This window comes from Nocardia colli, from assembly GCF_008704205.1.
Classification (GTDB): domain Bacteria; phylum Actinomycetota; class Actinomycetes; order Mycobacteriales; family Mycobacteriaceae; genus Nocardia; species Nocardia colli.
In genome coordinates this window covers 1-26,488 of the sequence record NZ_VXLC01000001.1, presented here as the reverse complement: position 1 = coordinate 26,488, position 26,488 = coordinate 1, and the positions used below count along the sequence as shown (strand labels likewise).

The 26,488-nt window shown below is 67.9% G+C and carries 18 protein-coding genes and 1 pseudogene; 12 read left to right on the top strand and 7 right to left on the bottom strand.

What is annotated here, in order from left to right; translation table 11 throughout:
- Positions 1–71: 71 nt before the first annotated feature.
- Entirely contained in the window at positions 72–1,262 is a 1,191-nt protein-coding gene (gene tuf, locus F3087_RS00100) for an elongation factor Tu (RefSeq protein ID WP_107659457.1), read from the top strand.
- 121 nt (positions 1,263–1,383) lie between these two features.
- The gene (locus F3087_RS00095; RefSeq protein WP_150399707.1) at positions 1,384–1,866 is read left to right on the top strand and encodes a hypothetical protein; all 483 of its coding nucleotides are present in this window, start codon (positions 1,384–1,386) and stop codon (positions 1,864–1,866) included.
- Between the two features lie 376 nt (positions 1,867–2,242).
- Here F3087_RS00095 and F3087_RS00085 read toward each other — a convergent pair whose 3' ends face one another.
- Both F3087_RS00085 and F3087_RS00080 read right to left on the bottom strand, forming a co-directional pair.
- Complete coding sequence (locus F3087_RS00085; protein WP_150399706.1) at positions 2,243–2,845, bottom strand: DUF4232 domain-containing protein; 603 nt, start codon at positions 2,843–2,845, stop codon at positions 2,243–2,245.
- Positions 2,846–2,899: 54 nt separating this feature from the next.
- A complete protein-coding gene (locus F3087_RS00080) occupies positions 2,900–3,568 on the bottom strand; it encodes a hypothetical protein (RefSeq protein WP_150399705.1) in 669 nt (222 codons plus the stop codon).
- Positions 3,569–3,715: 147 nt separating this feature from the next.
- On the opposite strand from F3087_RS00080, the gene F3087_RS00075 reads away from it, so the two are divergent.
- The gene (locus F3087_RS00075; RefSeq protein ID WP_223884748.1) at positions 3,716–4,357 is read left to right on the top strand and encodes an alpha/beta fold hydrolase; all 642 of its coding nucleotides are present in this window, start codon (positions 3,716–3,718) and stop codon (positions 4,355–4,357) included.
- A 16-nt stretch (positions 4,358–4,373) separates the two neighbouring features.
- On the opposite strand, the gene F3087_RS00070 is transcribed toward F3087_RS00075, so the two are convergent.
- From F3087_RS00070 to F3087_RS00060, 3 genes are all read right to left on the bottom strand, one after another.
- Entirely contained in the window at positions 4,374–5,330 is a 957-nt protein-coding gene (locus F3087_RS00070) for a type IV toxin-antitoxin system AbiEi family antitoxin domain-containing protein (protein WP_150399704.1), read from the bottom strand.
- A gap of 192 nt (positions 5,331–5,522) precedes the next feature.
- Complete coding sequence (locus F3087_RS00065) at positions 5,523–6,182, bottom strand: TetR/AcrR family transcriptional regulator (RefSeq protein WP_396897531.1); 660 nt, start codon at positions 6,180–6,182, stop codon at positions 5,523–5,525.
- A 5-nt stretch (positions 6,183–6,187) separates the two neighbouring features.
- The gene (locus F3087_RS00060; protein ID WP_150399702.1) at positions 6,188–6,547 is read right to left on the bottom strand and encodes an SPW repeat domain-containing protein; all 360 of its coding nucleotides are present in this window, start codon (positions 6,545–6,547) and stop codon (positions 6,188–6,190) included.
- 154 nt (positions 6,548–6,701) lie between these two features.
- On the opposite strand from F3087_RS00060, the gene F3087_RS00055 reads away from it, so the two are divergent.
- The 3 genes from F3087_RS00055 to F3087_RS00045 all read left to right on the top strand — a co-directional run bounded on the left by F3087_RS00055 (position 6,702) and on the right by F3087_RS00045 (position 9,567).
- Positions 6,702–7,913: an NAD(P)/FAD-dependent oxidoreductase gene (locus tag F3087_RS00055; RefSeq protein ID WP_223884747.1), complete on the top strand. Its 1,212-nt coding sequence runs from the start codon at positions 6,702–6,704 to the stop codon at positions 7,911–7,913.
- Between the two features lie 138 nt (positions 7,914–8,051).
- Positions 8,052–8,813, top strand: a complete 762-nt coding sequence (locus F3087_RS00050) for a glutamate racemase (protein WP_150399701.1) — start codon at positions 8,052–8,054, stop codon at positions 8,811–8,813.
- A gap of 28 nt (positions 8,814–8,841) precedes the next feature.
- Entirely contained in the window at positions 8,842–9,567 is a 726-nt protein-coding gene (locus F3087_RS00045) for a DNA alkylation repair protein (protein WP_150399700.1), read from the top strand.
- A gap of 6 nt (positions 9,568–9,573) precedes the next feature.
- On the opposite strand, the gene F3087_RS00040 is transcribed toward F3087_RS00045, so the two are convergent.
- Entirely contained in the window at positions 9,574–10,683 is a 1,110-nt protein-coding gene (locus F3087_RS00040; RefSeq protein ID WP_223884746.1) for a ferredoxin--NADP reductase, read from the bottom strand.
- 61 nt (positions 10,684–10,744) lie between these two features.
- The gene (gene mftR2, locus F3087_RS00035; protein WP_150399698.1) at positions 10,745–11,368 is read right to left on the bottom strand and encodes a mycofactocin system transcriptional regulator MftR2; all 624 of its coding nucleotides are present in this window, start codon (positions 11,366–11,368) and stop codon (positions 10,745–10,747) included.
- 354 nt (positions 11,369–11,722) lie between these two features.
- Between mftR2 and mftA the strand changes: the two are divergent.
- The 6 genes and pseudogenes from mftA to F3087_RS00005 all read left to right on the top strand — a co-directional run.
- Positions 11,723–11,782, top strand: a pseudogene (gene mftA / locus F3087_RS47275) (mycofactocin precursor MftA); the annotation flags it as partial.
- A gap of 17 nt (positions 11,783–11,799) precedes the next feature.
- Entirely contained in the window at positions 11,800–13,353 is a 1,554-nt protein-coding gene (mftC, locus tag F3087_RS00025; RefSeq protein WP_150400801.1) for a mycofactocin radical SAM maturase, read from the top strand.
- Positions 13,354–13,582: 229 nt separating this feature from the next.
- Positions 13,583–14,983 carry a mycofactocin biosynthesis glycosyltransferase MftF gene (mftF, locus tag F3087_RS00020; RefSeq protein WP_150399697.1) on the top strand — a complete coding sequence of 467 codons (1,401 nt, stop codon included), beginning with the start codon at positions 13,583–13,585 and terminating at the stop codon, positions 14,981–14,983.
- 33 nt (positions 14,984–15,016) lie between these two features.
- Positions 15,017–16,480, top strand: coding sequence for a mycofactocin dehydrogenase MftG (mftG, locus tag F3087_RS00015; RefSeq protein WP_150399696.1), 1,464 nt, complete (start codon positions 15,017–15,019; stop codon positions 16,478–16,480).
- A gap of 125 nt (positions 16,481–16,605) precedes the next feature.
- Positions 16,606–17,967: a GAF domain-containing protein gene (locus F3087_RS00010; protein WP_150399695.1), complete on the top strand. Its 1,362-nt coding sequence runs from the start codon at positions 16,606–16,608 to the stop codon at positions 17,965–17,967.
- Between the two features lie 426 nt (positions 17,968–18,393).
- The coding region (locus tag F3087_RS00005) for a non-ribosomal peptide synthetase (protein ID WP_223884744.1) at positions 18,394–26,488 on the top strand (8,095 nt) is incomplete at its 3' end.

The window sequence follows — 26,488 nt, the reverse complement described above, 5'->3', positions numbered from 1 at the left end:
AGTCAGCACGACCCCAGTAATAACCGCACTGCTGCAACTGCACGCACCAACAAGTCCAGGAGGACACCACAGTGGCGAAGGCGAAGTTCGAGCGGACGAAGCCGCACGTCAACATCGGCACCATCGGTCACGTCGACCACGGCAAGACCACGCTGACTGCAGCGATCACCAAGGTGCTGGCTGACAAGTACCCGGATCTGAACGCGGCGTTCGCGTTCGATCAGATCGACAAGGCGCCGGAGGAGAAGGCTCGTGGTATCACGATCAACATCTCCCACGTCGAGTACCAGACGGAGAAGCGCCACTACGCGCACGTCGACGCCCCGGGTCACGCGGACTACATCAAGAACATGATCACCGGTGCGGCGCAGATGGACGGTGCCATCCTCGTGGTCGCCGCGACCGACGGCCCGATGCCGCAGACCCGCGAGCACGTGCTGCTCGCCCGTCAGGTCGGCGTGCCCTACATCCTGGTCGCGCTGAACAAGTCGGACATGGTCGACGACGAGGAAATCCTCGAGCTCGTCGAGATGGAGGTCCGCGAACTGCTGGCCGCCCAGGAGTTCGACGAGGACGCGCCGGTCGTGCGTGTCTCCGGTCTGAAGGCGCTCGAGGGCGACCCGAAGTGGACCGAGTCCATCGTCGAGCTGATGAACGCTGTCGACGAGTCGATCCCGGACCCGGTCCGCGACACCGAGAAGCCGTTCCTGATGCCGGTCGAGGACGTGTTCACGATCACCGGTCGTGGCACCGTCGTCACCGGTCGCGTCGAGCGCGGCATCGTCAACGTGAACGAGGAAGTCGAGATCGTCGGCATCAAGCCGACCTCGACCAAGACCACGGTCACCGGTATCGAGATGTTCCGCAAGCTGCTCGACCAGGGCCAGGCCGGCGACAACGTCGGTCTGCTGGTTCGTGGCATCAAGCGCGAAGATGTCGAGCGTGGCCAGGTCATCGTGAAGCCGGGCACCACCACCCCGCACACCGAGTTCGAGGGCCAGGCCTACATCCTGTCCAAGGACGAGGGCGGCCGGCACACGCCGTTCTTCAACAACTACCGTCCCCAGTTCTACTTCCGTACGACTGACGTGACGGGCGTTGTGACCCTCCCCGAGGGCACCGAGATGGTCATGCCGGGCGACAACACCGAAATGTCGGTCGTGCTGATCCAGCCGATCGCCATGGAAGAGGGCCTGCGTTTCGCGATCCGTGAAGGTGGCCGCACCGTCGGCGCCGGTCGCGTCACGAAGATCATCAAGTGATTCCCTGAATCACTGAACTGAACGGCGCCGCTCCGAAAGGAGCGGCGCCGTTTGGCATTTCCGGGGCCGAGCGCAGAGATAGCAGGAGACCATTCCAGACATCCAAGGTAGTGTGGATGTCATGAGTGCAGCCTATGACGTAGTTCCGTTCAGCGACCTGCTACATCGGCCTGCGGTTACCGCCGGGCTCCTCGATCAGGTGCGTGCTGTCCGCCTGCGCCGCCGTGATGCGGGCGATCTCGCATTGATGCGTATCGAGCAGCTGGATGCCGAAGGCGTGGTGGTCGATTTCACCGCACGCCTGCTCGCCGGGCTGGTCCGGCGTATCGGTTCGGAAGCTGTGCGCGAAGTGCTGCCCGATGCGGTTCCCTGGGTCACGTTCCTCCCCGCGGCAGACGTCGACAAGTTTCTGACCGAGCTCGTTGCAGTGGCACAGGGTGCGGCCGCATTGGAGAATCTGGCCCCGTTGGCCGGCTTGCTCACGCAATGGCAGCACACCGCAGAGGTCTACGCCGACCCGGTGTTGCTGGAACTGGTCACGAATGAACCGGAGGGTGATTTCGGACCTGCCCCGATGCCCGATCCGACCGAGCACGACCGATGAGCCCGAAGCGTGGCGACCGCGCCGCGCCTCCCGCAGTCGTCGGCGAATTCGAAATCCGCTTGGCCACCAGCGAATCCTGTGTCGGATGGGAGCAATTGGCAGCTGGCAATACGAAGTCACCGGCAGTGGCCGAATCTGGTACCTCATCGATGATGATCAGCGGACGGTGTGGATTGTCTATGCAGGCACGGGGCATCCGAAAGCCACCGACTGATCAGGCAACTCCTTGACGGGTGGTCGCTGGGTCGCCGCGTTGTTCATCGATGAGGTCGCTAACGGTGCCATGTGTTCGGACTGGTTCGGGTGCGGGTTGTTTCGGGCTCTGCGGGGGTTCAGTGCACCCGTCTTTTCGGAGCTGCTCCAGCTTCGGCACCGTCTAGATCTCCTTGCCGGGCTTGATGTAGTCGACGTGCAGGAGGAGGTAGGCGGGTTTTGTGCAGGCTTCTGCGGTGAAGGGTTGGGGGATGGGGGTGGGTTGGTTCGGGGGGTTGATCAGGAGGAATTGGGCGGGGGTGCGTTCGCAGTCGTAGTTGCCGGCCTGGGAGTAGCGGAGGGCGGCGTGGGCTGCTTGGGTGGGGGCGAGGGTGACCGGTTGGGGAGTGGCCGAGGCGGTGTCGGGTTCGGCGGGTGGGCCCAGCGGGGTGGGTGGGGTGCCGGCGGCCAGGGAGACGCCGGGGTAGCCGGAGAGGGTGCAGGGGGCGGGGGCGGTGCTGGTGAAGACGATGGGGACGTAGATGGAGCCTGCTGCTCCGCTGTTCTGGCCCAGGGAAATCGTGAGATCACCTGGGGCGCAGGTGGGTACGCCGTCAGGGGCGGCGGCCGCCGGGGTGGTCGGCGGGCCGGTGAGCGTCGGCGTTCGCTGGGACAGCGATGCCGCCGTGGGCGGGGTGGTGGCCATGGTCGAGGGGTCCCGCGTGGAGGTGCCGCATGCGGTCAGGGGTAGTGCCGCAGCGAGGAGGACCAATGCAGTGCCGCGCATGTGGCAACACTAGACCCGCGTGCGGGGTTTGCGCCGGGTTCGGCCCAGTGTCGCTCAGCAGCTGAAAGCCCGGCCGACGGACGGCTCACGCTTCGCTTCGGACAGTTCCCGGAGACAGCCGAACGGGACGATGCCGTCGTCGCTCATCTGCACGCCGGTGCGGCTGGCCGGGTTGACGCAGGTGAGGCCGCTGGTCGCGATGCGGCAGACGTAGTCGCCGAAGGTCAGCTTGCTGTCGTACGGCAGGGTCTGCCCGTCGCCGTGAATGAAAAGACCTGGGTCGCCACGGAATTGGCCGACCATCAGATTCTGTCCGGAGTAGTTGACGAACCCGCCGTCCCAGTTGCCGAAGCCCTCGCCGGGCTTCGGGATCGGGTTCTTCAGTTTGACCGTGCAGCTGAATCCGTCGATGTGGTACTCGGTTCCGGTGATGCAGCTGATCTTTCCGGACGGGCTGGTGAAGGCGATGTCGCCCTTCAGATCGGCGGCGGCCCCCGTGCCGGTGCTCGCGGAGTGATAGCGGTTCACGTCGACCGCGGTGCCGGACTGTGCCCAGGCGATCCGGTCCTTCAGCTGGCTTTCCGGGGTCTGCGAGGTGGTGGCCGGGGCGGTCGAGGTCGTCGTCGCCCGCGGTTGGTCCGCGCTGGGCTGGGGACGACCGGAGGTGGATTGGGAGCAGGCGCTCAGCGCCAGGATTAAGGCAGCGAGTGCCGCGATTCGCATGATCACAACACTAGTCTTTGTGTCGCAACGCAATCCGGCGGTGCTTGGCCCGCGAGGTGATTCGATGACCTCCGAGGTTATCGCGCCGGAGCGGACCGCTCCGTTAGCGTCGGAAACGAGAACGCGACCAGACGATGCGGAGAACATATGCGGAAGTCCACCCTCGCCACCGAGCTCGACGTCACCGCCGGCGCACTGCGCCACGGGATGCCCTACCTGGCGATGGGTGCCGGCCGCCCGCTGGTGTTCTTGCGCTGGTTCACCCCGGATCACGCGAATCCGCGCGGCTGGATGCGCGACTCGGAGATCAAGATGCTGGCGCCGTTGGCCCGGCACTTCCGGGTCTACGCGGTCAACCGCGCGCCGGGGATGGCCGAGGGCACCACGATGGCCGATATCGCCGCCGAGCACGCCGACGCGCTGCTCGCCGAGTTCGGCGAACCGGTGGACGTGCTCGGCGTCTCCTCGGGCGGCTCGGTCGCCTTGCAGCTCGCGGCCGATCATCCGGCCGCGGTCCGCCGCGTGGTGATCGCCTCGTCCGGCTACCGATTGGATCCGCTGGCCAAGGAGAGCCAGATCCGCTACGGCGAAGCGGCATTCGCAGGCCGCCGCGCACTGCACTACATGGCCTCGACCACCGTCTCGTCGCCGCTGCTGGCCCGCGTGGCCGGCACCGCGATGTGGCTGATCGATCCGCTCGCCCACCCGCTGATCACCGTCGCACGTCTTCGCACACCTACTTATTTCCTCGCAGCTCCATCGGACTGTTGTTTGCTGTGTCAAAGGTGAACCGGCTGTGCGAAGTTCAGATGGGCGCTGTCGGCGTCCAGCAACCGATGCGGTGGGTATGTGCTGCGGCTGCGGCGGCAGCGCGGATGCGTCGGATCAGCTGGTCTGGGTAGTCCAGGTCGCTCCAGGTCCAACGGACCACCATCCAGCCCAGCGCACGCAGCTTGTCTTCGCGGATCTTTTCCGCGATCACCACCTGCTCGGGCATACGCGCGCCTCGTAATTCACTCTGATACTTCACTTTTCCATCGAATTCGCCGATTACCCCGAATTCGGCGAACAGGAAGTCGACCCGCCCCACACAGATTCCGTTGTCGGTGAAAACGCGGGCTTGCAGTTCTGCCGGGGGCAACCCGCCACGACGAATGGCTATCCGGCTCCGGGATTCGCCAACACTTTCACTGCGGCCATCCGCGAAGCCGACAACGTCGGCGGCTTTCCGACACCCCGGCCGGTACCGCGCCCTCAGCAGGTGTGCGCGCAATTCGTCGGCGGTGGTCAGCCCTTGGCGAAGGAACGCATCAGCGACGGCGACCGATTGCTCGAAGCTTTCCGAGCGTGCGATATCGATGACCGTCCGGGCCGGGGTGGTGACCCGAATTCCGTTGACGATGGTGATTTCATCAGGTTCTATCTGCGCCGAGTGGACGACGAGTTGCCTGCCTTTGCGCCCGCCGTTTACTCTGTCACGCGTCATATGCACGCGGTCCAGTGGTAGCGCCCAGGTCGGCGCGCCATGGATCACCACCGCCGAACAATGGCTCGCCACTGCTGCATCGGACATCGCCTCGCCGGTCGCAAGGACAAGCATCAGATGACGACCCTCCGGAGTCAGCTCGGATAGCGGCGATCGCAAATACTGCCCCGCCCGCACCCGCTCCCACCCACCGCTATGGCACAACCTGCGCAAATCCGTATCCGACATCCCACAGGCCAACGCCTGGCGACGCGAAATCAGCTCCGATCCATCCATCCCCCGATCGTCACCACCCACCGCCCCCACCACCACCCCCACCCCGCCAAATGTGGACAACACGCCGCCTGTGGATAACTTTCGCCCGCATCTTTGCAGACCGTGGTCGCCTTTCACATACGCCTCGACTGCCAAATGGGTGTGCGAAGAACCAATGTGGTGTGCGAAGAACGCAAGCCCTATGCGAAGCAGTTAGCCGAGGTGAGTCATGCCTGCGGCGACCACCTGCGCGACATTGAGCAGGTCCTCGGCCGTCGGTATCGGCACACCGTCCAGCGCGTGCAGGCGATCGGTGCTCGCGATGGCGAACATGGCGGACACCCACGCGGCCGCGCAGGCCCGCAGCGTTCCCGGCCGCACCGGCACCGTCGCACTCGCCTGCAACACCCGCGCCGTCACGTCCAGCAATTGATCACGCAGCTGCCGCAATTGGCGCCGCACATCGGGATGGGTATCGGCCTCGCGCCACATGATCACCCGCAACACCGAGGAATGATGATCGCGCAGATTGAGCGCCGCATCCAGCGCCACCAGACTGGCCGCCGGATCACCGGGAGCGACCACGGTATCGATGTCATCGATCGGATGCGCGGGCACCCGTTCGTCCATCAATGCCGACAGGATCGAATCCTTGGTCGGGAAGTAATAGAAGACAAGGCCTTTCGGCACCTCCGCTGCGCCGGCGATGGCGGCCGTCGCGGTGGCGTCGAATCCCTGTGCCGCGAACAGCCTTTCGGCGGCGTCCAGGATGAGTTGCCGGGCGTCGCCGTCCACCTTCGCGCTGCGCCGGCGCCCGGCCCTCGGCTCCTTCCCCGGTCGCTTGGCGGCTGCCCGGCGACCGGGTTTCGGCATCTGCATCAGTGGTGTGTCGCCGCGCCGTGCAGACGTCCCGACACCGTCGGCAGCGCCGCTACCGCGACCACCGCCGTCACTACCCCGACTACCCATGCGGTCCAGGATGCGCCGCGGTAATCGGTGAAGTCCATCGCCCAGGGCGAAATGAACAGCAACACGCCGAACAGGCCCATCGCGTAGTCGGCGTTCGCCCCGAGGGCCGGCCGGTACATCTGCGCCAGGCCGGTGAGCGCGATGAGCACGCCGAGCACGACCAGTGACCACATCGCTTTGTCGGTGGTCTCCAACCACAGGGGTGAGAGCGCGGCGAAGATTCCGAGCACTACGGCCAGGAAATCCTGTGCGCGACTTTCGGTGAACATGGTGTGCCTCCTATGGGCTCAGGAATATGTCCTGTCTTCGGTATAGACCTGATTGACCGCCCGATCAATATTGGAACGGCCACGATTGCACCGCCATTGCCGAGTGATCGGGTTCACTCGAGTACTGAACCAAGCAGACGTTAGGGTGAGCTGCGTGGCACCTTCAGCAACAGATTCCGCGCCGATCGTGATCGTCGGAGCCGGGCTGGCCGGCCTGCGCACCGCCGAGGAATTGCGCCGCGCCGGCTACGCGGGCGAACTGATCCTGCTCGGCGACGAAGGCCGGTTGCCATACGACCGGCCGCCGCTGTCCAAGCAGTTCGTCCGCGGCGAAACCGACGACACCACCTTGCGGCCCGCGGAGTTCTTCGCCGAGAAGCAGATCGACCTGCGCCTCGACACCGCGGCGACCGGCGTCGACACCGGCGCGCGCCAGGTCCGCCTCGCCGACGGCTCGACCCTCGGCTACGACCAGCTGATCCTCGCGACGGGCCTGCGCCCGCGCCGGCTGCCCGGCCTGCCCGAGCTGTCGGGCGTGCACGTGCTGCGCGGCCACGCCGACGCCGCCGCGTTGCGCGCCGAATTGGCCGAGGCCACAACGGCGCTCGTGGTCGGCGCGGGTTTCATCGGCTGCGAGCTCGCGGCCAGCTTCCGCGCCCGCGGCGTCGAGGTGGTGCTGGTCGAGCCGCAGCCGACGCCGCTCGCCTCGGTCCTCGGCGAACAGGTCGGTGCGCTGGTGGCCGAGCTGCACCGTGACGAGGGCGTCGACCTGCGCTGCGGCACCGGTCTCGACACCCTGCTCGCCGACGGTGACCGGGTCCGCGGCGCGCTCCTGTCCGACGGCACCGAGGTCGCCGCCGACCTGGTGGTGATCGGCATCGGCTCGCGCCCGGTGACCGAATGGCTCGCCGATTCCGGCATCGCCCTCGCCGACCCGGCGCAGGGCGGCGGGGTGGTGGCCGACGAGGTGGGTCGCACCTCGGCCGACCGGGTCTGGGTGGTCGGCGACGTCGCCGCCTGGCTGCACGAGACCGGCCACCGCAAGCGAGTCGAACACTGGACCAACGCCGGCGAGCAGGCCCGCCTGGTGGCCTGCGCCCTGCTCGGCGCGGCCCCGCCGACCGCGGCCAGGGTCCCGTACTTCTGGAGCGACCAGTACGACGTGAAGATCCAGGCGCTCGGCACGCCGACCGCCACAGACGACGTCCACCTCGTCGTGCAGGACGGCCACAAGTTCCTCGCCTACTACGCCCAGGACGGCAAGCTCACCGGCGTCGTCGGCGCGGGCCTGACCGCCCAGGTGATGAAGACCAGAGCCAAGATCGCCGCGGGCGTCCCGGTCGCGGAACTGCTCACGCCCAGCTGAGTTCGGCCGCCGGACCGCAATTCCCGGCCGCCCGGAGACCGGATCGAGCCTGGTCGGCCGGTGGCCCAGGGCCACGCGCCTGCCGCTCGAACCGCTGCCGCGCAATTCGCGTCGGGGCACTGTAATACGGTTGACCCTGTGATCGTCGCGCTCATCGATTCGGGTCTCGGGCTGCTGCCCACATCCGCTTGGCTGCGCAAGCTGCGGCCGGACGTGGATCTGCTGCTGCAATTGGACCCGGACGGCGCACCGTGGGGACCCAAGCCGGATCAGTGGACGATCGACCGCGTGGTCGAAACCGCCCGCACCTCGATCGAGTTGGGCGCGGAGGTGATCGTGATCCCGTGCAACACCGCGAGCGTCACCGCCTTGGAACATGTGCGCGTGGAGGTCGGTCCCGACGTGCCGGTCGTCGGCACCGTGCCCGCGATCAAGCCTGCGGCCGCCGTCTGCCGCTCGGTGGCGGTCTGGGCGACCGCGGCGACCACCGCCAGCCGGTACCAGGCGGATCTGATCGCCAAGTTCGGCGGCGACGCGGACGTGGTCGGCGTGGCCTGCCACGGCCTCGCGGACTCGATCGATCGGGGCGACCTGGTCGCGGCCCGCGAATCCATTGCCCGCGCCGCCGAGCAGACCCCGGACGACGTCGAGGGCGTCGTGCTGGGCTGTACCCACTACCCCCTGGTGATCGACTCGATCGTCGCCGCACTGCCCGACGGCGTCCGGCTCTTCGACAGCGCGCAAGCCGTTGCCGCGCAAACCATTCGGCGGATGGACGCGCTCGGCCGCCCGACGCCGGGCAACGGCGAGGTGATCGTGCGCAACAGCGGACGGCCCGGCGAATTGCCCGCCAGCGCCGCCAGTTTCGAATCCGGCCGAATCCTGGGTGCCCAGGGGTGAATCACCGCGTCCGAAGGGAGTTCGCCAGATGACCGCAGCGGACGTGCGGGCCGCATTGCGCGCGGCGGCGAACCCGGCGGACGCGATCCATCTCCAGCGGTTCTTCAAGACCGGTCCGGGGGAGTACGGCGCGGGCGACGTCTTCATCGGCGTGCGCGTGCCGGCCAGCCGCGGCATCGCGAAACGCTTTGCGGCACTGTCGCTCGACGAGATCGACGTGCTGCTGGACAGCGCCGTGCACGAGGACCGGTTCGCCGGGCTGATCATCCTCAACGCCAAATTCGCCAAGGCGTCCAAGCCGAGCACCTTCGACGACGCGGCCCGCGCGGAGCTGGTGGATCGCTATCTGGCCGCCGTGCGCCGCGGCCGGGTGAACAACTGGGACCTGGTCGACGCGTCCGCCGAAAACATCGTCGGCCCATGGCTGTTGGACAAACCCCGCGATCTGCTCTTCGAACTGGCGGACGCGGATTCGCTGTGGGAGCGCCGGGTTGCCCTGCTCGCCACCTTCGCGTTCATCAAATCCGGGGACGCCACAACCACTTTCGAGTTGTCCGAGCGCCTGCTAGACGACCGCCGCGACCTCATCCAGAAGGCGCTCGGCTGGATGCTGCGCGAGATCGGCAAACGCATCGATCAGCAACTGCTGACCGGCTTCCTGGACAAACACGCGGCGAACCTGGGCCGCACCGCCCTGAGCTACGCCACCGAACACCTCGACGCCGGACTGCGCGCCGACTATCGCGCGCGATAACCCGGTTCAGAACTGGATCTTCAGGTGATCCGTCACCGGATGTGCCTGGCAGCCCAGGATATAACCGTTCTCGATGTCCTCCGGGTCGAGGATCTCGGCGTTGTCCATCTCGACCTTGCCCTCGAGCACCGTGCACGCGCACGACCCGCATTCGCCCTCCTGGCAGGAATACGGCACGTCGAGACCCTTGGCCAGCATGATGTCCACCAGCGTCTGCTTGCGCGGCCACTTCAGCTCGTGCACCTCGCCGTCGAGTTCCACCTCGACCGTCGCCGCACCGGCGGCCTCCTCGTCGGACACCTCGACCGGCGCCTGATCCGCGAACGGGTCTCCGGCAAGGGAATTGAACACCTCGGCATGCGTGCGCGAGCGCGGCATCCCGAGCTGGCCGAGCGCGTCGTGCACCCGGTCCATGAACGGCTTCGGTCCGCACATGAACGCCTCGTACGCCTGATACGGCGCGACCAGGGTGGCCAGCGCGTCGGCGGTCGGCAGGCCCTGGAGGTATTCGAGCCAGTGGATCACGGTGAGCCGCTGCGGATGCTTGTCCGCCAGCTCGCGCAGCTCGGCGGCGAAGATCACCGACTCGTGGTCACGATTGGCGTACACCAGCACGATTCGGCCGTTGCCGCGCGCGAGCGCCGACTTGAGGATCGACATCACCGGCGTGATCCCGCTGCCCGCGCCGAACAGCAGCAGATCCGCGTCGAGATCCTTGGGCGTGAAAACGCCTGAGGGCGGCAGGACTTCGAGCGAGTCGCCCGCTTTCAGGTTGTCGCACAACCAGTTCGAGCCGTACCCTTCGACTGTTCGCTTGACGGTGACCTTCGGCCGATCGTCGGTGTACGGCGAGCTGGCCAGCGAATAGCAGCGCGCCACCGAGCCGGTCCGGTCGCTGGGGATGCGCAGGGTGAGGAACTGGCCGGGCTGGTAGCGGAAACGCTCGGTCATCTCGTCCGGGATGTCGAAGACCAGTGAGCAGGTATCGACCGTCTCGGTGATGACCGCGGCTACCCGCAGTACGACCGATCGCGAGCCGTGTGGAACCTCGACTGTGGGCCCACCCGTCGCCCGACCGCCACCCCTCATCGGATCGCTACGCGATTCTGCGTCCATCTTGTCCTCTCGAACCTGGTACCGGCGCTGCGCGCGGGCAAAACTAGAACGTGTTGCAGTTTTATCGTACGTCGGACTCCGGCTGCCGGACAAGCTGAGCCTCCAGACCGGAGATCAGCACCTCCATGCCGAAGTCGTAGGCGTACTTACCGCGCAGGTCGGCCATGTACTTGGTGGCGCGCTCGACCGCCTCGGGCAGCGCGACGTCCGACAGCGGCGCGCGATCGCGCGGATTCACCCGGCTGCGGCCGAACAGGTAGGTGTGGATCGTCGCGTACGCGGCCAGCACGTTGCGATCGGTGAAACCCGCCTCGAACAGGATCTCCATGATGGCCGCGATCAGGTCGAGCTGCTTGCCGAGCATCTGCTCGATCAGCACGTCGCCGAGGCCGGGATGCTTGCGCAGCTTGTCGTCGATCTGGTCGATCAGGTCGCGCAGCCGGCGCTGCCACGGGCCGGATTCCGCTGGTGGCGTGCGTACTCCGGTCAGTGCGGCGGTAGCGACCAGGTCGAGCAGTTCGCGCTTGTCCGCGACGTAGTAGTACGGCGCCATCGGCGAGACCCCGAGTTCCCGGGAGAGCCGTCGCATCGACAACTTCTCCACGCCGTCTTCGCGGACCACCCGCAGCGCGGCCTCGACGATCTCGGATTCCGACAGGGTATTGCCGCCTCCGCTCGCCTGCATTCGTCCGACTCCCATGCCACCTCTACCACCGCGGGCGCGTGTCGCCCGTCACGTCCTGTTCAGCTGCTTTCCATCCGAAGTCTAGAGGGCGCGGCTGCCGCGGGTTCGGTGTGCGTACGACTGGGCGGAACCACGGACCAGGGAGATCTGTCCAGATCTAGTCCCAGTTGGTAGAACAGGTTCCATTTTGTCATCGAATGACGTTATCGTGTGACGGCGGCCACCAGCTGGCGGCCGCAGGCACGGATCGCTCGCTCGGAGGTAGAGATGCCGGAATACGGATCCAACGGACACACCGACACCGACCACTCGGGAACGGTCGGCACGGTCGAGGCACACGAGGACGCGGCACCGCTGATCGAGGAGACCCTCATCGAAGAGGTGTCCATCGACGGCATGTGCGGCGTGTACTGACGAAGGCGGTGGAGACCATGCTCGATCTCGATACCCGATGGCAGCTGCATCCGCGGGTGGCCCTGCGGCCGGAACCGTTCGGTGCGCTGCTCTACCACTTCGGCACCCGCAAGCTCTCCTTCCTGAAGAGTCCGCGGATCGTCGAGATCGTGCGGTCGCTGCCGGAGCACACCTCGGCCCGCACGGCCATGCGCGCGGCGGGCGTCACCGACGCGAATTCCGCGCAATACGTGAAAGCGCTGACCCAGCTGGTCGATTCGGACATGATCGTCGGTGCGCCCGCGGACGCTCCGCAGGCGCCCGCCGCGGTGCGTTCGGTCGCGGCGTCGTCGGCGGCGGGGGTGGTCCCGTCGTCCGACAAGGCGGTGCGCCTGATCGATCGGTTCGAAACCGGTCTGGCCGCACCGATTTGCCTGACCTGGGAACTGACCTACGCCTGCAACCTGTCGTGCGTGCACTGCCTGTCCTCGTCCGGCCGCCGCGATCCGCGGGAGCTGAGCACCGAACAGTGCAAGGCGCTGATCGACGAGTTCGAGCGCATGCAGATCTTCTACGTGAACATCGGCGGCGGCGAACCGACTGTGCGCCCGGACTTCTGGGAGCTGGTCGACTACGCGACCGAGCACCATGTCGGAGTGAAGTTCTCCACCAACGGAGTTCGGATCACCCCGGAGGTCGCCGCCCGGCTGGCCGCGAGCGACTATGTCGACGTACAGATCTCACTCGACGGCGCCGACGCCGCGGTGAACGACGCGGTGCGCGGACCCGGCTCCTACGACATGGCCATCCGCGCGCTGGAAAACCTTGCGGCGGCGGGCTTCCAGGACGCGAAGCTGTCCGTCGTGGCGACCAGGCACAACATCGGTCAGCTCGACGAGTTCCGGGCGATCGCCGAAAAGTACGGCGCCACCTTGCGATTGACCCGGCTGCGCCCGTCCGGTCGCGGCGCGGACGTCTGGGACGAGCTGCATCCGACCCAGGAGCAGCAGCGGGTGCTCTACGACTGGCTGGTGCGCAACGGCGAGGGCGTGCTCACCGGCGACTCGTTCTTCCACCTGTCCGCGTTCGGCGAGGCGCTGCCCGGATTGAACATGTGCGGCGCCGGCCGGGTGGTCTGCCTGGTCGATCCGCTCGGCGACGTGTACGCCTGCCCGTTCACCATCCACGACCGGTTCCATGCCGGAAATGTGGTGTCCGACGGTGGTTTTCGCACGGTCTGGCACGAGTCGGCGCTCTTCGCCGAGCTGCGCGAGCCGAGCGGTGGCGGAGCGTGCGCGTCGTGCAGTCACTACGACTCGTGCCGCGGCGGCTGCATGGCGGCCAAGTTCTTCACCGGCCTGCCCGCCGACGGGCCGGACCCGGAATGCGTCCAGGGTTACGGCGAGGCCGCGCTGGCCGACACCGCGCGGTTGATCCCGCGCTCGTCGGTCGATCACTCCCGGCGGGTGACGCCGAGGGCGGGCGCGCGTAAACCCGCGCCGGTTCCGCTGACCCTGTCCGTGACGCGCCCGAGCGTATTTCCGCCTGAACGTCCGCCGGCGCGCGCCTGCGACGAGAGTCCGCTGGCCTGATGCACGGCAGTAGCCAGTCGTATGCTGCCGTCCGCGCGGCGGGGGTCTTCCGGTCACGACCGGCCGATTGCCGCCGCGTTGCCGGATGCTGGAATCGAGCGGAAGTCGGCGCTTCATCGTCCGCCGCAACGACTGTCGCGGGGCTCGGCGTGCCGGATTCGTGCGGAATTCTGTCCTTTAAACCGGACGGATGATGCTTGTGCGCGAATCTCCGCCTAGCATGCCAGGAATGCGCCATGATCGCCTGCCCGACGGATTCGGGGTGCGGATTGATCCACGGGTACGCGCATACTCCGGAGGGCGGGTGCTGATCGGCGGCTCGCCCGCTCGGTTGCTGCGACTTGCCCCGGAGGCCGCCGAGATGATCGGCGACGGGTACCTCGAGGTGACCGGCCCGAAGTCCGCGACCGTTGCCAGACGGCTGCTCGACTCCGGAGTTGCCAACCCGCGTCCCCGGCTGCTCCCGTCCCCCGAGGACGTCACCGTCATCGTGCCGCTGCACAACAACCCCGACGGACTGGCCAGGTTGCTCGCCGCACTGCGCGGGCACAACGTCATCGTCGTCGACGACGGCTCGGACCAGCCGGTGCAGATCCCGCGCGACCGGGGCACCCGCTGCCGGGTGACCGTGCTGCGCCACGACGAGAAGCAGGGCCCCGCCGCCGCGCGCAACGCCGGATTGAAGGCCGCGACAACCGACTTCGTCGCGTTCCTCGATTCCGACGTGGTGCCGCGCAGCGGCTGGCTCGAGGTGATGCTCGGGCATTTCAGCGACCCGGAGGTGGCGCTGGTCGCCCCCAGGATCGTCGCGCTGGATCCGGAGTCCAATGCCCTCGCCCGCTACGAGCACACCCGCTCCTCGTTGGACCTGGGCCGGCGCGAGGCCGCCGTACAGTCGCACGGCCTGGTCTCCTACGTGCCGAGTGCCGCGCTGCTGGTGCGCCGCCGGGCGCTGCTGGCGCAGGACGGCTTCGACGAGTCGATGCTGGTCGCCGAGGACGTCGACCTGTGCTGGCGGCTCGAGCAGGCCGGTTGGCGGCTGCGCTACGAGCCGGCCGCACACGTCGCGCACGACCACCGGGTCTCCTTCCGCGCCTGGTTCGGCCGAAAGATGTTCTACGGCACGGGCGCTGCGCCGCTCGGCGAGCGCCATCCCGGGATGGTCTCACCGTTGTCGCTGCCCTCCTGGACGATGCTGGCCGCGTTCCTGTTCGCCACGCTGTCGAAGTGGGGACTGATCGGCGGGGTGATCACCTTGGTCACCGCGCTGGTCCGACTACGCCGGGTCTTCGCCGAGCTGGACAACCCGACGCGGATCGCCGCGATCTACCTGTCCCGCGGTTTCTTCGCCGGGCTGTGGCGGCTGGCCTCGGCGATGTGCAGGCACTACTGGCCGGTGACCCTGCTGGCAATGCTTGCCTCGCGGCGCATTCGGCGGATCGCGATCACCATGGCCGTCGCGGACGGCCTCGCCGACTGGTTCACCCATCGCGATGCCGGTGGCCTCGATCCGGTGCGTTACGTGGCGTACAAGCGGCTCGACGACATCGCCTACGGCACCGGCCTCTGGGTGGGCGCGTTCCGCGCGCGCAGCCCGGAATCGCTGAAACCTACTGCGCCGTCACACTGATCGGCGCGGTCACACTGATCGGACAGGGTTCGGATGACCGACACGCTCATCGTCGGAGGCGGAACCGCGGGCTGCGTGCTCGCGGCGCGGCTGAGTGAGAATCCGGACCACACCGTTCGACTGCTGGAGGCCGGGCCGATGTGGCGCGCGCCGGCCGGATTCCCGGCGGAGCTGCTCGATGCCGCCCGCCTGCCGGTCGGCGCGGACGCGCCATGGCTGTGGCGCTATCCGGTCACGCTGGCCGACGACGGCGTCGCGGTCACCGCAAACATCGTGCGCGGCAAGGTGATCGGCGGGTCCGGCGCGGTCAACGGCAGCTACTTCGTGCGGGCCACCGCCGCGGACTTCGAGGCGTGGAGCGGTGCGCTCGGGCCGTCGAAGCTGTGGTCGTTCGATTCGGTGCTGCTCGCGTACTGCCGTTCGGAGCGCGACCTCGACTTCGGTGATCGCCCGTGGCACGGACGGTCCGGCCCGATTCCGGTGCGCCGCAGCGCGAATCCGGTCGCGTCGAGCGAACGGTTCGCGACTGCCTGTGCGGCACTGGGTTTTCCGGCGATACCCGATCTGAACGAAGCGCACGGCGCTGTCGATGGCGTCGGCGCGGTGCCGTGCAATATCGAGGACGGTAAACGGGTCAGCGCGGCATCCGGATATCTCTTGCCCGCGTTGTCCCGGCCGAACCTCACGGTTCAGGGCGCAACGTCGGTGCTGCGCATCCGCTTTCGTGGCGCTCATGCGGTCGGTATCGATGTCGTGCAGGAGAACCGATCCGAGACCATCTGGGCCGACCGCATCGTGCTCAGCGCGGGCGCGATCGAATCCGCCGCGCTGCTCCTGCGTTCCGGCATCGGCGCCGCCGAACACCTCCGGGCCCTGGATATCCCGGTCGTGCAGGACGCCCCGGTCGGCGCCTGGTTCACCGACCACCCGGAGATCGGCCTCGAATACCGGCTCGGCGCCGACGAACAGGCAACCGTCCCACTGGAATACGTGCTGGAGCAGGACGACATCGAAATCCGGCCGTACACGACCGCTTTCAGCGCCGGCGTTCGACGCCTCGGCGTCGCCCTCATGCGCCCGCAGTCCGCAGGCGTGCTGCGGTTGCGCTCGGCCGACCCGGCAGTGCCGCCGGTGATCGAGCACCGGTATCTCGCGGCCGAGCACGATCGGACCCGGCTGCGCGCCGCGGTCGCGACGGCCGCGGAGGTGCTGCACGGGATGTCCGCGCAACCGGTCACCGACCCGCTGCCGCAGCCCTCGAAAGCCGCCGATGCGTGGCTGCACGCGAATCTGGCTACCTCGCAACACCTGTCCGGAACCTGCCGAATGGGACCCGCCACCGACGATCGGGCGGTGGTGGACGAGTTGTGCCGAGTGCACGGAGTGACCGGTTTGTCGGTGGTCGATCTCTCCGTCGTCCCGGTGCCGCTGAGCCGCGGCCCGCAGGCGAGCACGGTGATGATCGCGGAAAACGTCGCGGACTACCTCGGGCGGTGATGTGGAAGACGGATAGGTCACATTTGTAAGGGGTACAAACACGGTGTGACCTGGCGGACAAACCCAGGCATCCGCCCTTGCCGCGGTATCACCGCCGGTACAGTTTGGGTCGGAAAGAAAGGCAAATGGTCAGCAACATTGCAGGTGGGCGGCCCCCACAGCACGGCGTCGAGCCCGGCACGCAACTCGGCGCGCTCGAGGCCTATGCCGCGCAGGCCCACGGATACCTTAGCGCGGGTGGCGATCAGCTTACCCAGCTTGCCGGATTGTTGCGCCCTGCCGTGCTCGAATCCTGGCTGCGCAGCGTGCGCGGCGGCGTCGATCCGCTGGATCCGCTGGACGGGCGCGGTCTGCGCGGCGCCGATCTGCAGCGCTATCGCGAGGCGCACCCGATCGCCACGCTGATGCCGCTGATCGACAAACTGCTCGTACAGGACACGGCCAGAACGGGTTTGATCGTCGTGGTCGCCGATCAGTTCGGCCGGGTGCTCTCCGTGCACGGCAATCCGGATCAGGTCGGCGCGGCCGCCGAGATCGGGCTGCGGGCCGGCGACGATCTGAGCGAGCGCCGCATCGGCACGAACGCGGTCGGCCTGGTGGTGCGCACCGGCCGGGCCGCTTGGATCCACGGCCCCGAACACTTCCTGCACCGGATGCATCAGATCACCGGAGCCGCTGCGCCGGTGCATGATCCGGACGGCAGGCTGGTCGGCGTGCTGATGATCGCCGGCGGCGTGCGGGTCGCCCAGCCGGAGATCCTCGCCCTGGTCAAGGCCGCCGCGACCGCCGCGGAAATGGATCTGCTGCTGGCCGCGATGCGCTCGACCCGGCACGGTTCCCCGGGCGGCCAGGCGCTCGACGCGCCGACGTCGGGCCGGCTGGGTCTGGAGGTGCTCGGTCTCGGGCAGCCGCAATTGAGCGTCGCGGGCGACCGGGTCCCGTTGTCGCAACGGCACGCCGAGATCCTGCTGCTGCTCACCGAACACCTGGAGGGCCTCGGCGCCGATCACCTCGCGCTGCTGCTCGACGACACGGATCTGGACAACGGCACCATCCGCGCCGCGGTGTCCCGCTTGCGCAGCGTGGTCGGCCCGACCGTATTCGGTTCGCGCCCTTACCGTTTGCGCGTCCATATCGCAACCGATGTGGAGGCGCTGCGGGCCGCGCTCGACTCCGGTGATGTCGATGCGGCATTGCGGCTCTATGCCGGACCGGTCCTGCCGCGCTCGACCGCGCCGGGGATTATCGACATTCGCGACGAACTGCGGGTGCGACTGCGCACCGCCGTCCTGAGTTCGGGTGATTCCGGCGTGCTGCGCCGCTGGACCGCGGGCGCCGAGGGCCGCGACGACGCCGCCGCGTGGGCCGCCTACCGGGCGACAGTCGATCGTGATTCGCCCCTGTATGCGCAGATCGAGGCCAAGATCCGGGTGCTCGATCGGCGGCTCGGCGCCGATGCAACGTGGATGCAACGTTCCGGCTCATAGTCTGCACTTCCGAACGTGTGGTAGCTCACAAACGTGACCTTGATGTGGTCGCGCACACACTTCTGTCTGGCCGCGTCGGCCCTGGTAGTGGTCCTGGACAAGTGACCAGAAGTTTTTGAGGGAAAAAGTTCCTTTTTATTAACCGAACGCCTAGTGTTCGCAATGCACGGATCAGCTCCGTGTGATGTAGCCGACATGGCCGCGACGCCCGCCGAGCGGCAGTGAAGTTGGAGGATCGAGCAAGAGTTGGGCCGACGGCGGGAAATCTGTCGGATCTCGCGGTGACGCTTCGCGTTACGCGCATTCACCGAATCGCCTGTGCTGGTCGACGCCATGCATGCGGGCTCAGCCCGTCCCTGCCATGGCTTATTCGCGCTGCCCAAAACCATTCGGCCAGCTGTTGTTTCGCAAATCTAGGAGGCTCTGGTGCACGGTACGGAGTTGGGCCGGTTCAGTGTGCGGCCGCCGGCGGCCGCGGTCCCCGCGTCGTTTCCGCTCGCCCCCGCGCAGCTCGGCGTCTGGTACGCGCAGCTGCTCGATCCGGATGTGCCGATCAATATCGCGCAGTACGTCGATGTCCGTGGCGAGCTGGATGCCGCCCTGCTGCAACAGGTCTCGACCGAGGCGGGCCGGGAGTTCGAATCGGTGCTGGTGCGGCTCGGCGAATCCGGCGGTGTGCCTTACCAATGCGTCGACCCGGCGCTCTCGATCGACATCCCGCTGATCGACCTGCGCACCCAACCCGACCCCGAGGCCGCCGCGCACGAATGGATGCGCACCGACGCGAGCACGCCGGTCGACCTGCTGACCGATCGGCTGTTCGCGGGCGCGGTGCTGCGGATCGCCGAGCACAGATACTTCTGGTACCTGCGGGTGCATCACATCGTGCTGGACGGGTACGGCGCGCTGACCAACATGATGCGGATCGCCGAGCTCTATACCGCCCGGCTGCGCGGCACCGAACCCACGCCGGTGCGACCGAGCACGATGGCGGACCTGGTCGCCGGCGAGCTCGACTACCGGGACAGCGCCCGCCAGGCGACCGACCGCACGCACTGGGCCGAACGAGTCGCCGGGCTGGACGGCGCGACCAGCCTCGACGGACGCACCGCGACGCGCGCGGCGAGCAACCTGATCGCCGGACGACCGCTGTCGGCGGCCCAGGTGGCGCGACTGAATTTGCTTGCCGAGAGCCAGGATTCGACGCCCGCGGTAGTACTGCTCGCCGCGTTCGCCGGGTACCTCGCCCGGCTGGCCGACCGTGACGAGGCGGTGCTCAGCCTCCCGGTCACCGCGCGCACCACGGCGGCGCTGCGGCGCTCGGCGGGCATGCTGTCCAACATCGTGCCGCTGCGGCTCCCGATCGGCGAGACCACCTGGGGCGCGCTGCTGCGCGCGACGAGGGTCGAGGTGACCGGCGCGCTGCGCCACCAGCGCTACCGCCACGAGGACATCCGCCGCGATGCCGAGCACGCCGGCGGCTCCACACGCCGCGCGCTGTTCGGGCCGCTGGCAAACATCATGCTGTTCCGTAACGACCTGGCCCTCGGCGATACGGTCGGCTACTACCGCGTGCTCTCCACCGGTCCGGTCGAAGATCTCAGCCTGAACGTCTACTACGGCGAACGCGACGGCGTGCACGTGGATTTCGAGGCCAACCCGAATCTCTACACCGCCGACGACATCGCCAGGCACCACGCCCGTTTCCTCCGCTACCTCGAGCGTTTACTCGGCACCGACGCGAGCACACCGATGAGCGAGGTGCCGGTCGCGACCGAGCTGGAGCTCGAGGTCAGTACCCGGATCTGGAACGCCACCGCCTTCGATGTGAACACGGTGCTGACCGATCGATGCTCGGGCGCCGCGCCCAGGGCCACCTTGGTCGCGATGTTCGAGGCGCAGGCCACGCGCACCCCGGACGCGGTCGCCGTGCGATACCCGGGCGCGGCGGACCTGACCTACGCCGAATTGTCCGCGCGCAGTAACCAGCTGGCACGGCATCTGATCGCGCGCGGCGCCGGGCCGGAGACCCTGGTCGCGCTGCATATCAGGCGTTCACCCGAACTCGTGGTCGCGATCTACGCGATCCTCGCGGCCGGCGCCGCCTACGTGCCCCTGGACCCGGACCATCCGGCCGAGCGCACCGCGCACATCCTGGAGCTCGCGCGCCCGATGTGTGTGCTGATCACCGAGGACGACGTGGTCTCCGCGACGCCGGTGCTGCGGCTGAACGACCTCGAGGCGACCTATTCCGTGGGCCGCGTGTGGGATCGCGAGCGCACCGCCGCGCTGCGTTCGGAACACCCCGCGTATGTGATCTTCACCTCGGGCTCCACCGGCCTGCCGAAGGGCGTGGCGATCACCCATCAGGCGATCGTGAACCGGCTCGTCTGGATGCAGAGCGCCTACCGGCTGAGCACCGAAGATGTTGTGTTGCAGAAGACTCCGGCGACCTTCGACGTCTCGGTCTGGGAGTTCTTCTGGCCGTTGCAGATCGGCGCGACGCTGGTGCTCGCGCATCCCGACGGGCATCGCGACCCGGCCTACCTCCGCGAGGTGATCGCCGAGTACGGCGTCACCACAGCGCATTTCGTGCCGTCCATGCTCGAGGCGTTCCTGGCGAACCACGACTTCGCCCGCCGGACCACGTTGCGCTCGGTGTTCGCCTCCGGTGAGGCGCTGCCCGCCGCGCTCGCCCAGCGGCTGCGGGTATCGACCGGCGCCCGGCTGCACAACCTGTACGGTCCGACCGAGGCCGCGGTCGACGTGACCTTTCACGAAGTGATCGACACCGATACCCTCTCGGTGCCGATCGGCGCGCCGGTATTCAATACCAGGCTCTATGTCCTCGATTCGCGGCTGCGGCCGGTTCCGGTCGGGGCGCCGGGTGAGCTGTATCTGTCGGGGGTACAGCTCGCCCGGGGTTACGTGGCGCAGCCGGGACTGACCGCGGCGCGGTTCGTCGCGGATCCGTTCGGCGGGCCCGCGACCGGCAATCGGATGTACCGCACCGGCGATCTGGTCCGCTGGACCACTCGCGGCCAGCTCGAATACCTGGGCCGCACCGACTTCCAGGTGAAGCTGCGCGGGCTGCGGATCGAGCTCGGCGAGATCGAATCCGTGCTCGGCGCGGTCGATTCGGTGGTCCGCGCGGTCGTCGTGGTGCGTGACGACGCCGGAATCGGCGAGCAGCTCGTCGCCTACGTCGTCGAATCCGAGCCCGGGACCGTGCATTCCGCGCAGCTGCGCGCCGCCGCGGCACGTGCGCTACCCGGCTACATGGTGCCGGCGACCTACATGGTGCTCGACACGCTGCCGGTCAACGCCTCCGGCAAGCTGGACCGATCGGCGCTGCCTGCCCCGGTCCGGCCGAGCGCGGAGTATCACGCGCCGACGACGCCCACCGAGCAGGCGGTGGCCCGCGTATTCGGCGAGGTGCTCGGCCGCGCACCGGTCGGCCGCACCGACGACTTCTTCGCCCTCGGTGGCAACAGCTTGGTCGCGACCCAGGTCGCCGCCCGGCTCGGCACCGACCTCGGCTGCCTGCTCGGAGTTCGCGAGGTGTTCACCGCCCCAACGGTGTCCGGCCTCGCCGAACTGATCGAGCGGGCGGGTGGATCCGGCGGCGCGCCCGTGGTCGCGCAGCTGCGGGCACGGCCACGGCCGCCGCTGGTTCCGCTCTCACCCGCACAGCAGCGGATCTGGTTCCTGAACCGATTCGAGCGGGCGGGCGCGGCTTACAACATGCCGTTCGTGGTCCGGCTGCGCGGCGCGGTCGATATCGCGGCGCTGCGCCGCGCGCTCGATGATGTCGTGGCCCGGCACGAGGTGCTGCGCACCATCTTCCCCGCGCTGCTGCCCGGTGATGCCACCGGCGCGGCGGCGCGGCAGGTGGTGTTGTCGGTCGCCGCGGTGAGCGACGCGCCGGAATCGATCGGCGCGGACGAACTCGACGCCGAGCTGGCCGAGTTCGCGGCGCGCGGCTTCGATGTGGAACGCGAGATCCCGATCCGGGCGCGGGTGTTCGTGCTGGACGACGGCAGCTGCGCCTTGGCGCTGGTGCTGCATCACATTGCCGCCGACGGCCTTTCGCTGCGGGTGCTGGCCCGCGACGTGATGATCGCCTACGGCGCCCGGCAGGGCGGTGCCGCGCCCGACTGGGCGCCGCTGCCGGTGCAGTACGCGGACTACAGCCTCTGGCAGCGGGAGCTGCTCGAATCATCGGCCTATCCCGACCAGTTGGCGTTCTGGACCGAGACGCTGGCCGGCGCTCCCGATCAGCTCGATCTGCCCGCCGACCGGCCGCGGCCCGCGGTGAGTTCCGGGCGTGGCGCGGTGTTCGGCTTCGAACTGCCCGGCCCGGTGCACGCCGGGATCGCAGACCGCGCACGCGCTCACGGTGTTTCGACGTTCATGGTGCTGCACGCCGCGCTGGCGGCGTTGCTGGCGCGGTTGTCCGGCAACACCGACATCGTGATCGGCACCCCGGTCGCGGGACGCGGCGACCGGGCGCTGGACGACCTCGTCGGGATGTTCGTCAACACGCTGGTGCTGCGGACCACGATCGACTTCGCAGACCCCGTCGCGACCCTGCTCGCCCGGGTCCGGGAGGCCGACCTCGCCGCCCTCGGACACGCCGAACTCCCGTTCGAGCAGCTAGTCGAGGCCATCAACCCGGCACGCTCGCAAGCACGGCATCCGCTGTTTCAGGTAATGCTCGCCTTCGACAATGCGGAGGCAATCGCGTTCGAACTGCCCGACATGTCGGTGCTGACCAGTACCCTGGACACCGGAGTGACCAAGTTCGACCTCCTGCTGACGGTGACCGAGCACGCGACGGTGACCGGAAGCTCGGAGGTTGCCGCAAGCTCGGCGGTCACGGAAGGCTTCGCCGGTGCCGGACTCAGGGAAGGTTCGGCACCGGCGGGGATCCGGGCGGAATTCACCTACGCCACGGATCTATTCGACGAATCCACCATCGCCGACTACGCGCAGTGGTTCGTGCGATTTCTGCGGGCGATCATCGACGACGCCGACACCGCGGTGGGCGATCTGCCGCTGCTCGACGCCGCGGGTGCCCGCAGGGCCATCGAATGTGGGCGGGATGCTCGGCAGGCTGGTGCGGGGACCTTGCTCACCGCCTTCGAGGCGCAGGTGCGGCGGACGCCGGACGCGATCGCGGTGGTCGAGGGCGATCGTGCGCTGACGTACGCGGAGTTGGCGGCGGACGTCAACCGGCTCGCGCGGGTGCTGATCGAGGCGGGGGTCGGGCCGGAAGCACTTGTGGTGCTGGGTATGCGCCGGTCTGTCGAGTTGGTGGTCGCGGTGTACGCGGTGCTGACCGCGGGCGGCGCGTACGTTCCGGTCGATCCGGATCAGCCGAGGGCGCGGATCGAGCATGTTGTCGCTTCGGCTCGTCCGGTCTGCGTTCTGACCCGATCCGGTGATGGGTGGGCGGGGGACGCCATCGCCGTCGATGTCCTCGACTACGCCAGGTATTCGAATGCGCCGGTGACCGATGCGGATCGGCCGGCGCCGCTCCGGTCGGCGAACACCGCGTATGTCATCTTCACCTCCGGGTCCACTGGGCGGCCGAAAGGTGTGGCGGTTCAGCACTCTTCGGCGGTGAACCAGATCACCTGGATCGCGGGCGAGTACGGCATCGGGCCGTGTGACGTCGTGTTGTTCAAGACCCCGGCGACGTTCGACGTGTCGGTGTGGGAGTTGTTCGCTCCGTTGGCTCGGGGTGCTCGGGTGGTGGTCGCGGAGCACGACGGGCATCGGGACAGCGCCTATCTCGCGGAGGTCATTGCCACCCACAGGGTCACGATGACGTCGTTCGTGCCGTCGATGTTGACCGTATTCGCCGATGCCGTATCGGCAACTGCGCTCGGGTCGCTACGCATTGTGCTGGTTGCCGGTGAAGCGATGACCGGCGAAGCTGCCGCGACGTTCGGCGCGGTCAGTTCCGCGAGGTTGTACAACCTGTACGGCCCTACGGAATTCACCGTGCACGCGACGCACGCGCCGGTCGACCCCGCAGCGTCCGGGCCGGTGCCGATCGGTGGTCCGGTACTCGACAGCCATGTGCTGGTCCTCGATACGCGGCTGCGTCCGGTGCCCGGCAACGTGATCGGTGAGCTATATCTGTCGGGTGTTCAGGTGGCGCGCGGTTACCACGGGCGCGCGGACCTGAGTGCTGAACGGTTCGTGGCGAATCCGTACGGGCCGGCCGGGGCGCGCATGTATCGCACTGGCGATCTGGTCCGGCGGAACCGAGCGGGTGCGCTGGAGTATCTGGGGCGCAGTGATTTTCAGGTGAAGCTGCGTGGGCAGCGGATCGAACTGGGCGAGATCGAGGCCGCGCTGCTGGCATCGGCCGAGGTGCGTGCCGCGGCGGTGCGGGTATTCGCCCACCCGGCAGGCGAATTGCTCGTCGCGTACGTGGTGACAGAGGTTGATGCGCCGGCGCTCGAAGCACGGTTGCGGGCCGCACTGCCCTCGTACATGGTGCCGACCGCGTACGTGTCGTTGCCGGCCATGCCGTTGAGTGCTTCGGGCAAGTTGGATCGTCAGGCGCTGCCGGATCCGGTCATTGCCGCCAAGGCGTTTCGAGCGCCGGTCACGGCCGCCGAGCGGGTCGTCGCCGCGATCTTCGGGCAGGTGCTGGGACTCGATCTGGTGGGGCTGGACGACGACTTCTTCGCGCTCGGCGGGAACTCGTTGGTCGCCACGCAGATCGCGGCCCGGATCGCCGCGGAGCTGAATGTCGATGCGCCGGTGCGGATGCTGTTCGAGTACCCGGTCGTCGGAGCGCTGGCCGCCCACCTGGCCGCATCCAGTTCGGTGCGAGCACGGCGCGAGCTGACTACATCGGAACGTCCGGAGCACGTGCCGTTGTCCTATGCGCAGCAACGGATGTGGTTTCTGCACCAGTTCGACGCCGACTCGGTGGCGAACAATCTGGTCGCCGCGGTTCGGCTACGTGGCGCGCTCGAATACGCGGAATTCGCGGCGGCGGTCACCGACGTGTTCGCCAGGCATGAGGCGTTGCGCACCAGTTATCCAGCAGCCGAGGGTATTCCGCACCAAGAGATCTCGGCGGTCGACGAGTTATCTGTCGTCCTGGAGCCTCAGGAGATCGATGCAGCCGATCTTGCCGGGCACCTCGATGCCGCCGCGGTGGCACCGTTTCAGGTGGATCGGGAGCCGCCGGTTCGACTGACCCTGCTGCGCAACGGTTCCGACGAACATGTGCTGATCGTCGCGATGCACCACCTCAGTGCGGACGGCTGGTCCATCGCGGTGTTGACCCGCGATCTCATGCGCGCCTACGCGGCTCGTCGTGCCGGTAGGGAACCGGACTGGTCACCGCTGCCGGTGCAGTACGCCGACTACACGCTGTGGCAGCGGGAGACATTGGGATCCGAGGACGATCCGGAGTCCGTGCTGGCCGGGCAGATCCGGTACTGGTCGACCGCGCTCGACGGATTGCCGGACGCGCTGACCTTGCCGACCGACCGCCCGCGTCCGGCGCTCGCTTCGGGTCGTGGTGCCCGTCATGCCTTCACCATCGACGCGGCGACGCACCGGCGGTTGCGGGGGATCGCCGAGGCGGCGAATGCGTCGCTGTTCATGGTGGTGCATGCTGCGTTCGCGACGCTGCTGACGAAACTGTCTGGTCAGCACGATATCGCGATCGGTACGCCGGTGGCCGGACGTGGCGCGCGAGCGCTGGACGACCTGGTCGGCATGTTCGTCAACACGCTGGTGCTACGAGCCCAGGTACCGCCGGAGCTGTCGTTCACGGCACTGCTCGCCGCCATTCGCGATGACGACCTGGCCGCATTCGCGCACGCCGACGTCCCGTTCGAGCGACTGGTGGAGGTCCTGCGGCCGCAACGCTCTGCGGCACGGCACCCGCTGTTCCAAGTAATGCTCGACTTCCAGAACACCGCGCAAGAGTCCATCGAATTGGCCGGGCTCGCGGCGTCGCGGATCGAGATCGACACGAACACAGCGAAGTTCGATCTACAGCTGACTGTGACAGAAGCCGGCCCGGGTGGGCTTGCCGCGGTACTCGAGTACGCGACCGATCTGTTCGATGCGGCAACGGTCGAGATGATCGCGACTCGTCTGCGGCTGGTGCTCGACGCGGTCGTCGCGGACCCGACGACGGTCGTCGGCGATATCGATCTGCTGATCGACGGCGAGCGGGCCTCGCTGAGCGCCTGGAATGCCACCGCGTATGCGGTGGATGAGTCGGCGACGTTGGTGTCGATGTTCGAGGCGCAGGTCGCTCGGACGCCGGATGCCACCGCTTTGACGTTCGAGGGGACGAGTCTGTCCTATGCCGAGTTCTCGGCGCGGGTGAATCGTCTTGCGCGTCATCTGATCTCGCTGGGTGTGGGCCCGGACTCGATGGTCGCTCTCGGTATGCGCCGGTCGATCGATCTGGTTGTCGGTATGTACGCGGTGAGCGTCGCGGGTGGTGCTTATGTGCCGTTGGATCCGGATCATC

What these genes read in the sequence shown, in the direction of transcription:
- F3087_RS00095 (WP_150399707.1), top strand. Translation starts at nt 1,384, where the DNA reads ATGAGTGCAGCCTATGACGTAGTTCCGTTCAGCGACCTGCTACATCGG.
- F3087_RS00085 (WP_150399706.1), bottom strand. Translation starts at nt 2,845, where the DNA reads ATGCGCGGCACTGCATTGGTCCTCCTCGCTGCGGCACTACCCCTGACC.
- F3087_RS00080 (WP_150399705.1), bottom strand. Translation starts at nt 3,568, where the DNA reads ATGCGAATCGCGGCACTCGCTGCCTTAATCCTGGCGCTGAGCGCCTGC.
- F3087_RS00075 (WP_223884748.1), top strand. Translation starts at nt 3,716, where the DNA reads ATGCGGAAGTCCACCCTCGCCACCGAGCTCGACGTCACCGCCGGCGCA.
- F3087_RS00070 (WP_150399704.1), bottom strand. Translation starts at nt 5,330, where the DNA reads ATGGATGGATCGGAGCTGATTTCGCGTCGCCAGGCGTTGGCCTGTGGG.
- F3087_RS00065 (WP_396897531.1), bottom strand. Translation starts at nt 6,182, where the DNA reads ATGCCGAAACCCGGTCGCCGGGCAGCCGCCAAGCGACCGGGGAAGGAG.
- F3087_RS00060 (WP_150399702.1), bottom strand. Translation starts at nt 6,547, where the DNA reads ATGTTCACCGAAAGTCGCGCACAGGATTTCCTGGCCGTAGTGCTCGGA.
- F3087_RS00045 (WP_150399700.1), top strand. Translation starts at nt 8,842, where the DNA reads ATGACCGCAGCGGACGTGCGGGCCGCATTGCGCGCGGCGGCGAACCCG.
- F3087_RS00040 (WP_223884746.1), bottom strand. Translation starts at nt 10,683, where the DNA reads ATGGACGCAGAATCGCGTAGCGATCCGATGAGGGGTGGCGGTCGGGCG.
- mftR2 (WP_150399698.1), bottom strand. Translation starts at nt 11,368, where the DNA reads ATGCAGGCGAGCGGAGGCGGCAATACCCTGTCGGAATCCGAGATCGTC.
- mftC (WP_150400801.1), top strand. Translation starts at nt 11,800, where the DNA reads ATGCTCGATCTCGATACCCGATGGCAGCTGCATCCGCGGGTGGCCCTG.
- mftF (WP_150399697.1), top strand. Translation starts at nt 13,583, where the DNA reads ATGCGCCATGATCGCCTGCCCGACGGATTCGGGGTGCGGATTGATCCA.
- mftG (WP_150399696.1), top strand. Translation starts at nt 15,017, where the DNA reads ATGACCGACACGCTCATCGTCGGAGGCGGAACCGCGGGCTGCGTGCTC.
- F3087_RS00010 (WP_150399695.1), top strand. Translation starts at nt 16,606, where the DNA reads ATGGTCAGCAACATTGCAGGTGGGCGGCCCCCACAGCACGGCGTCGAG.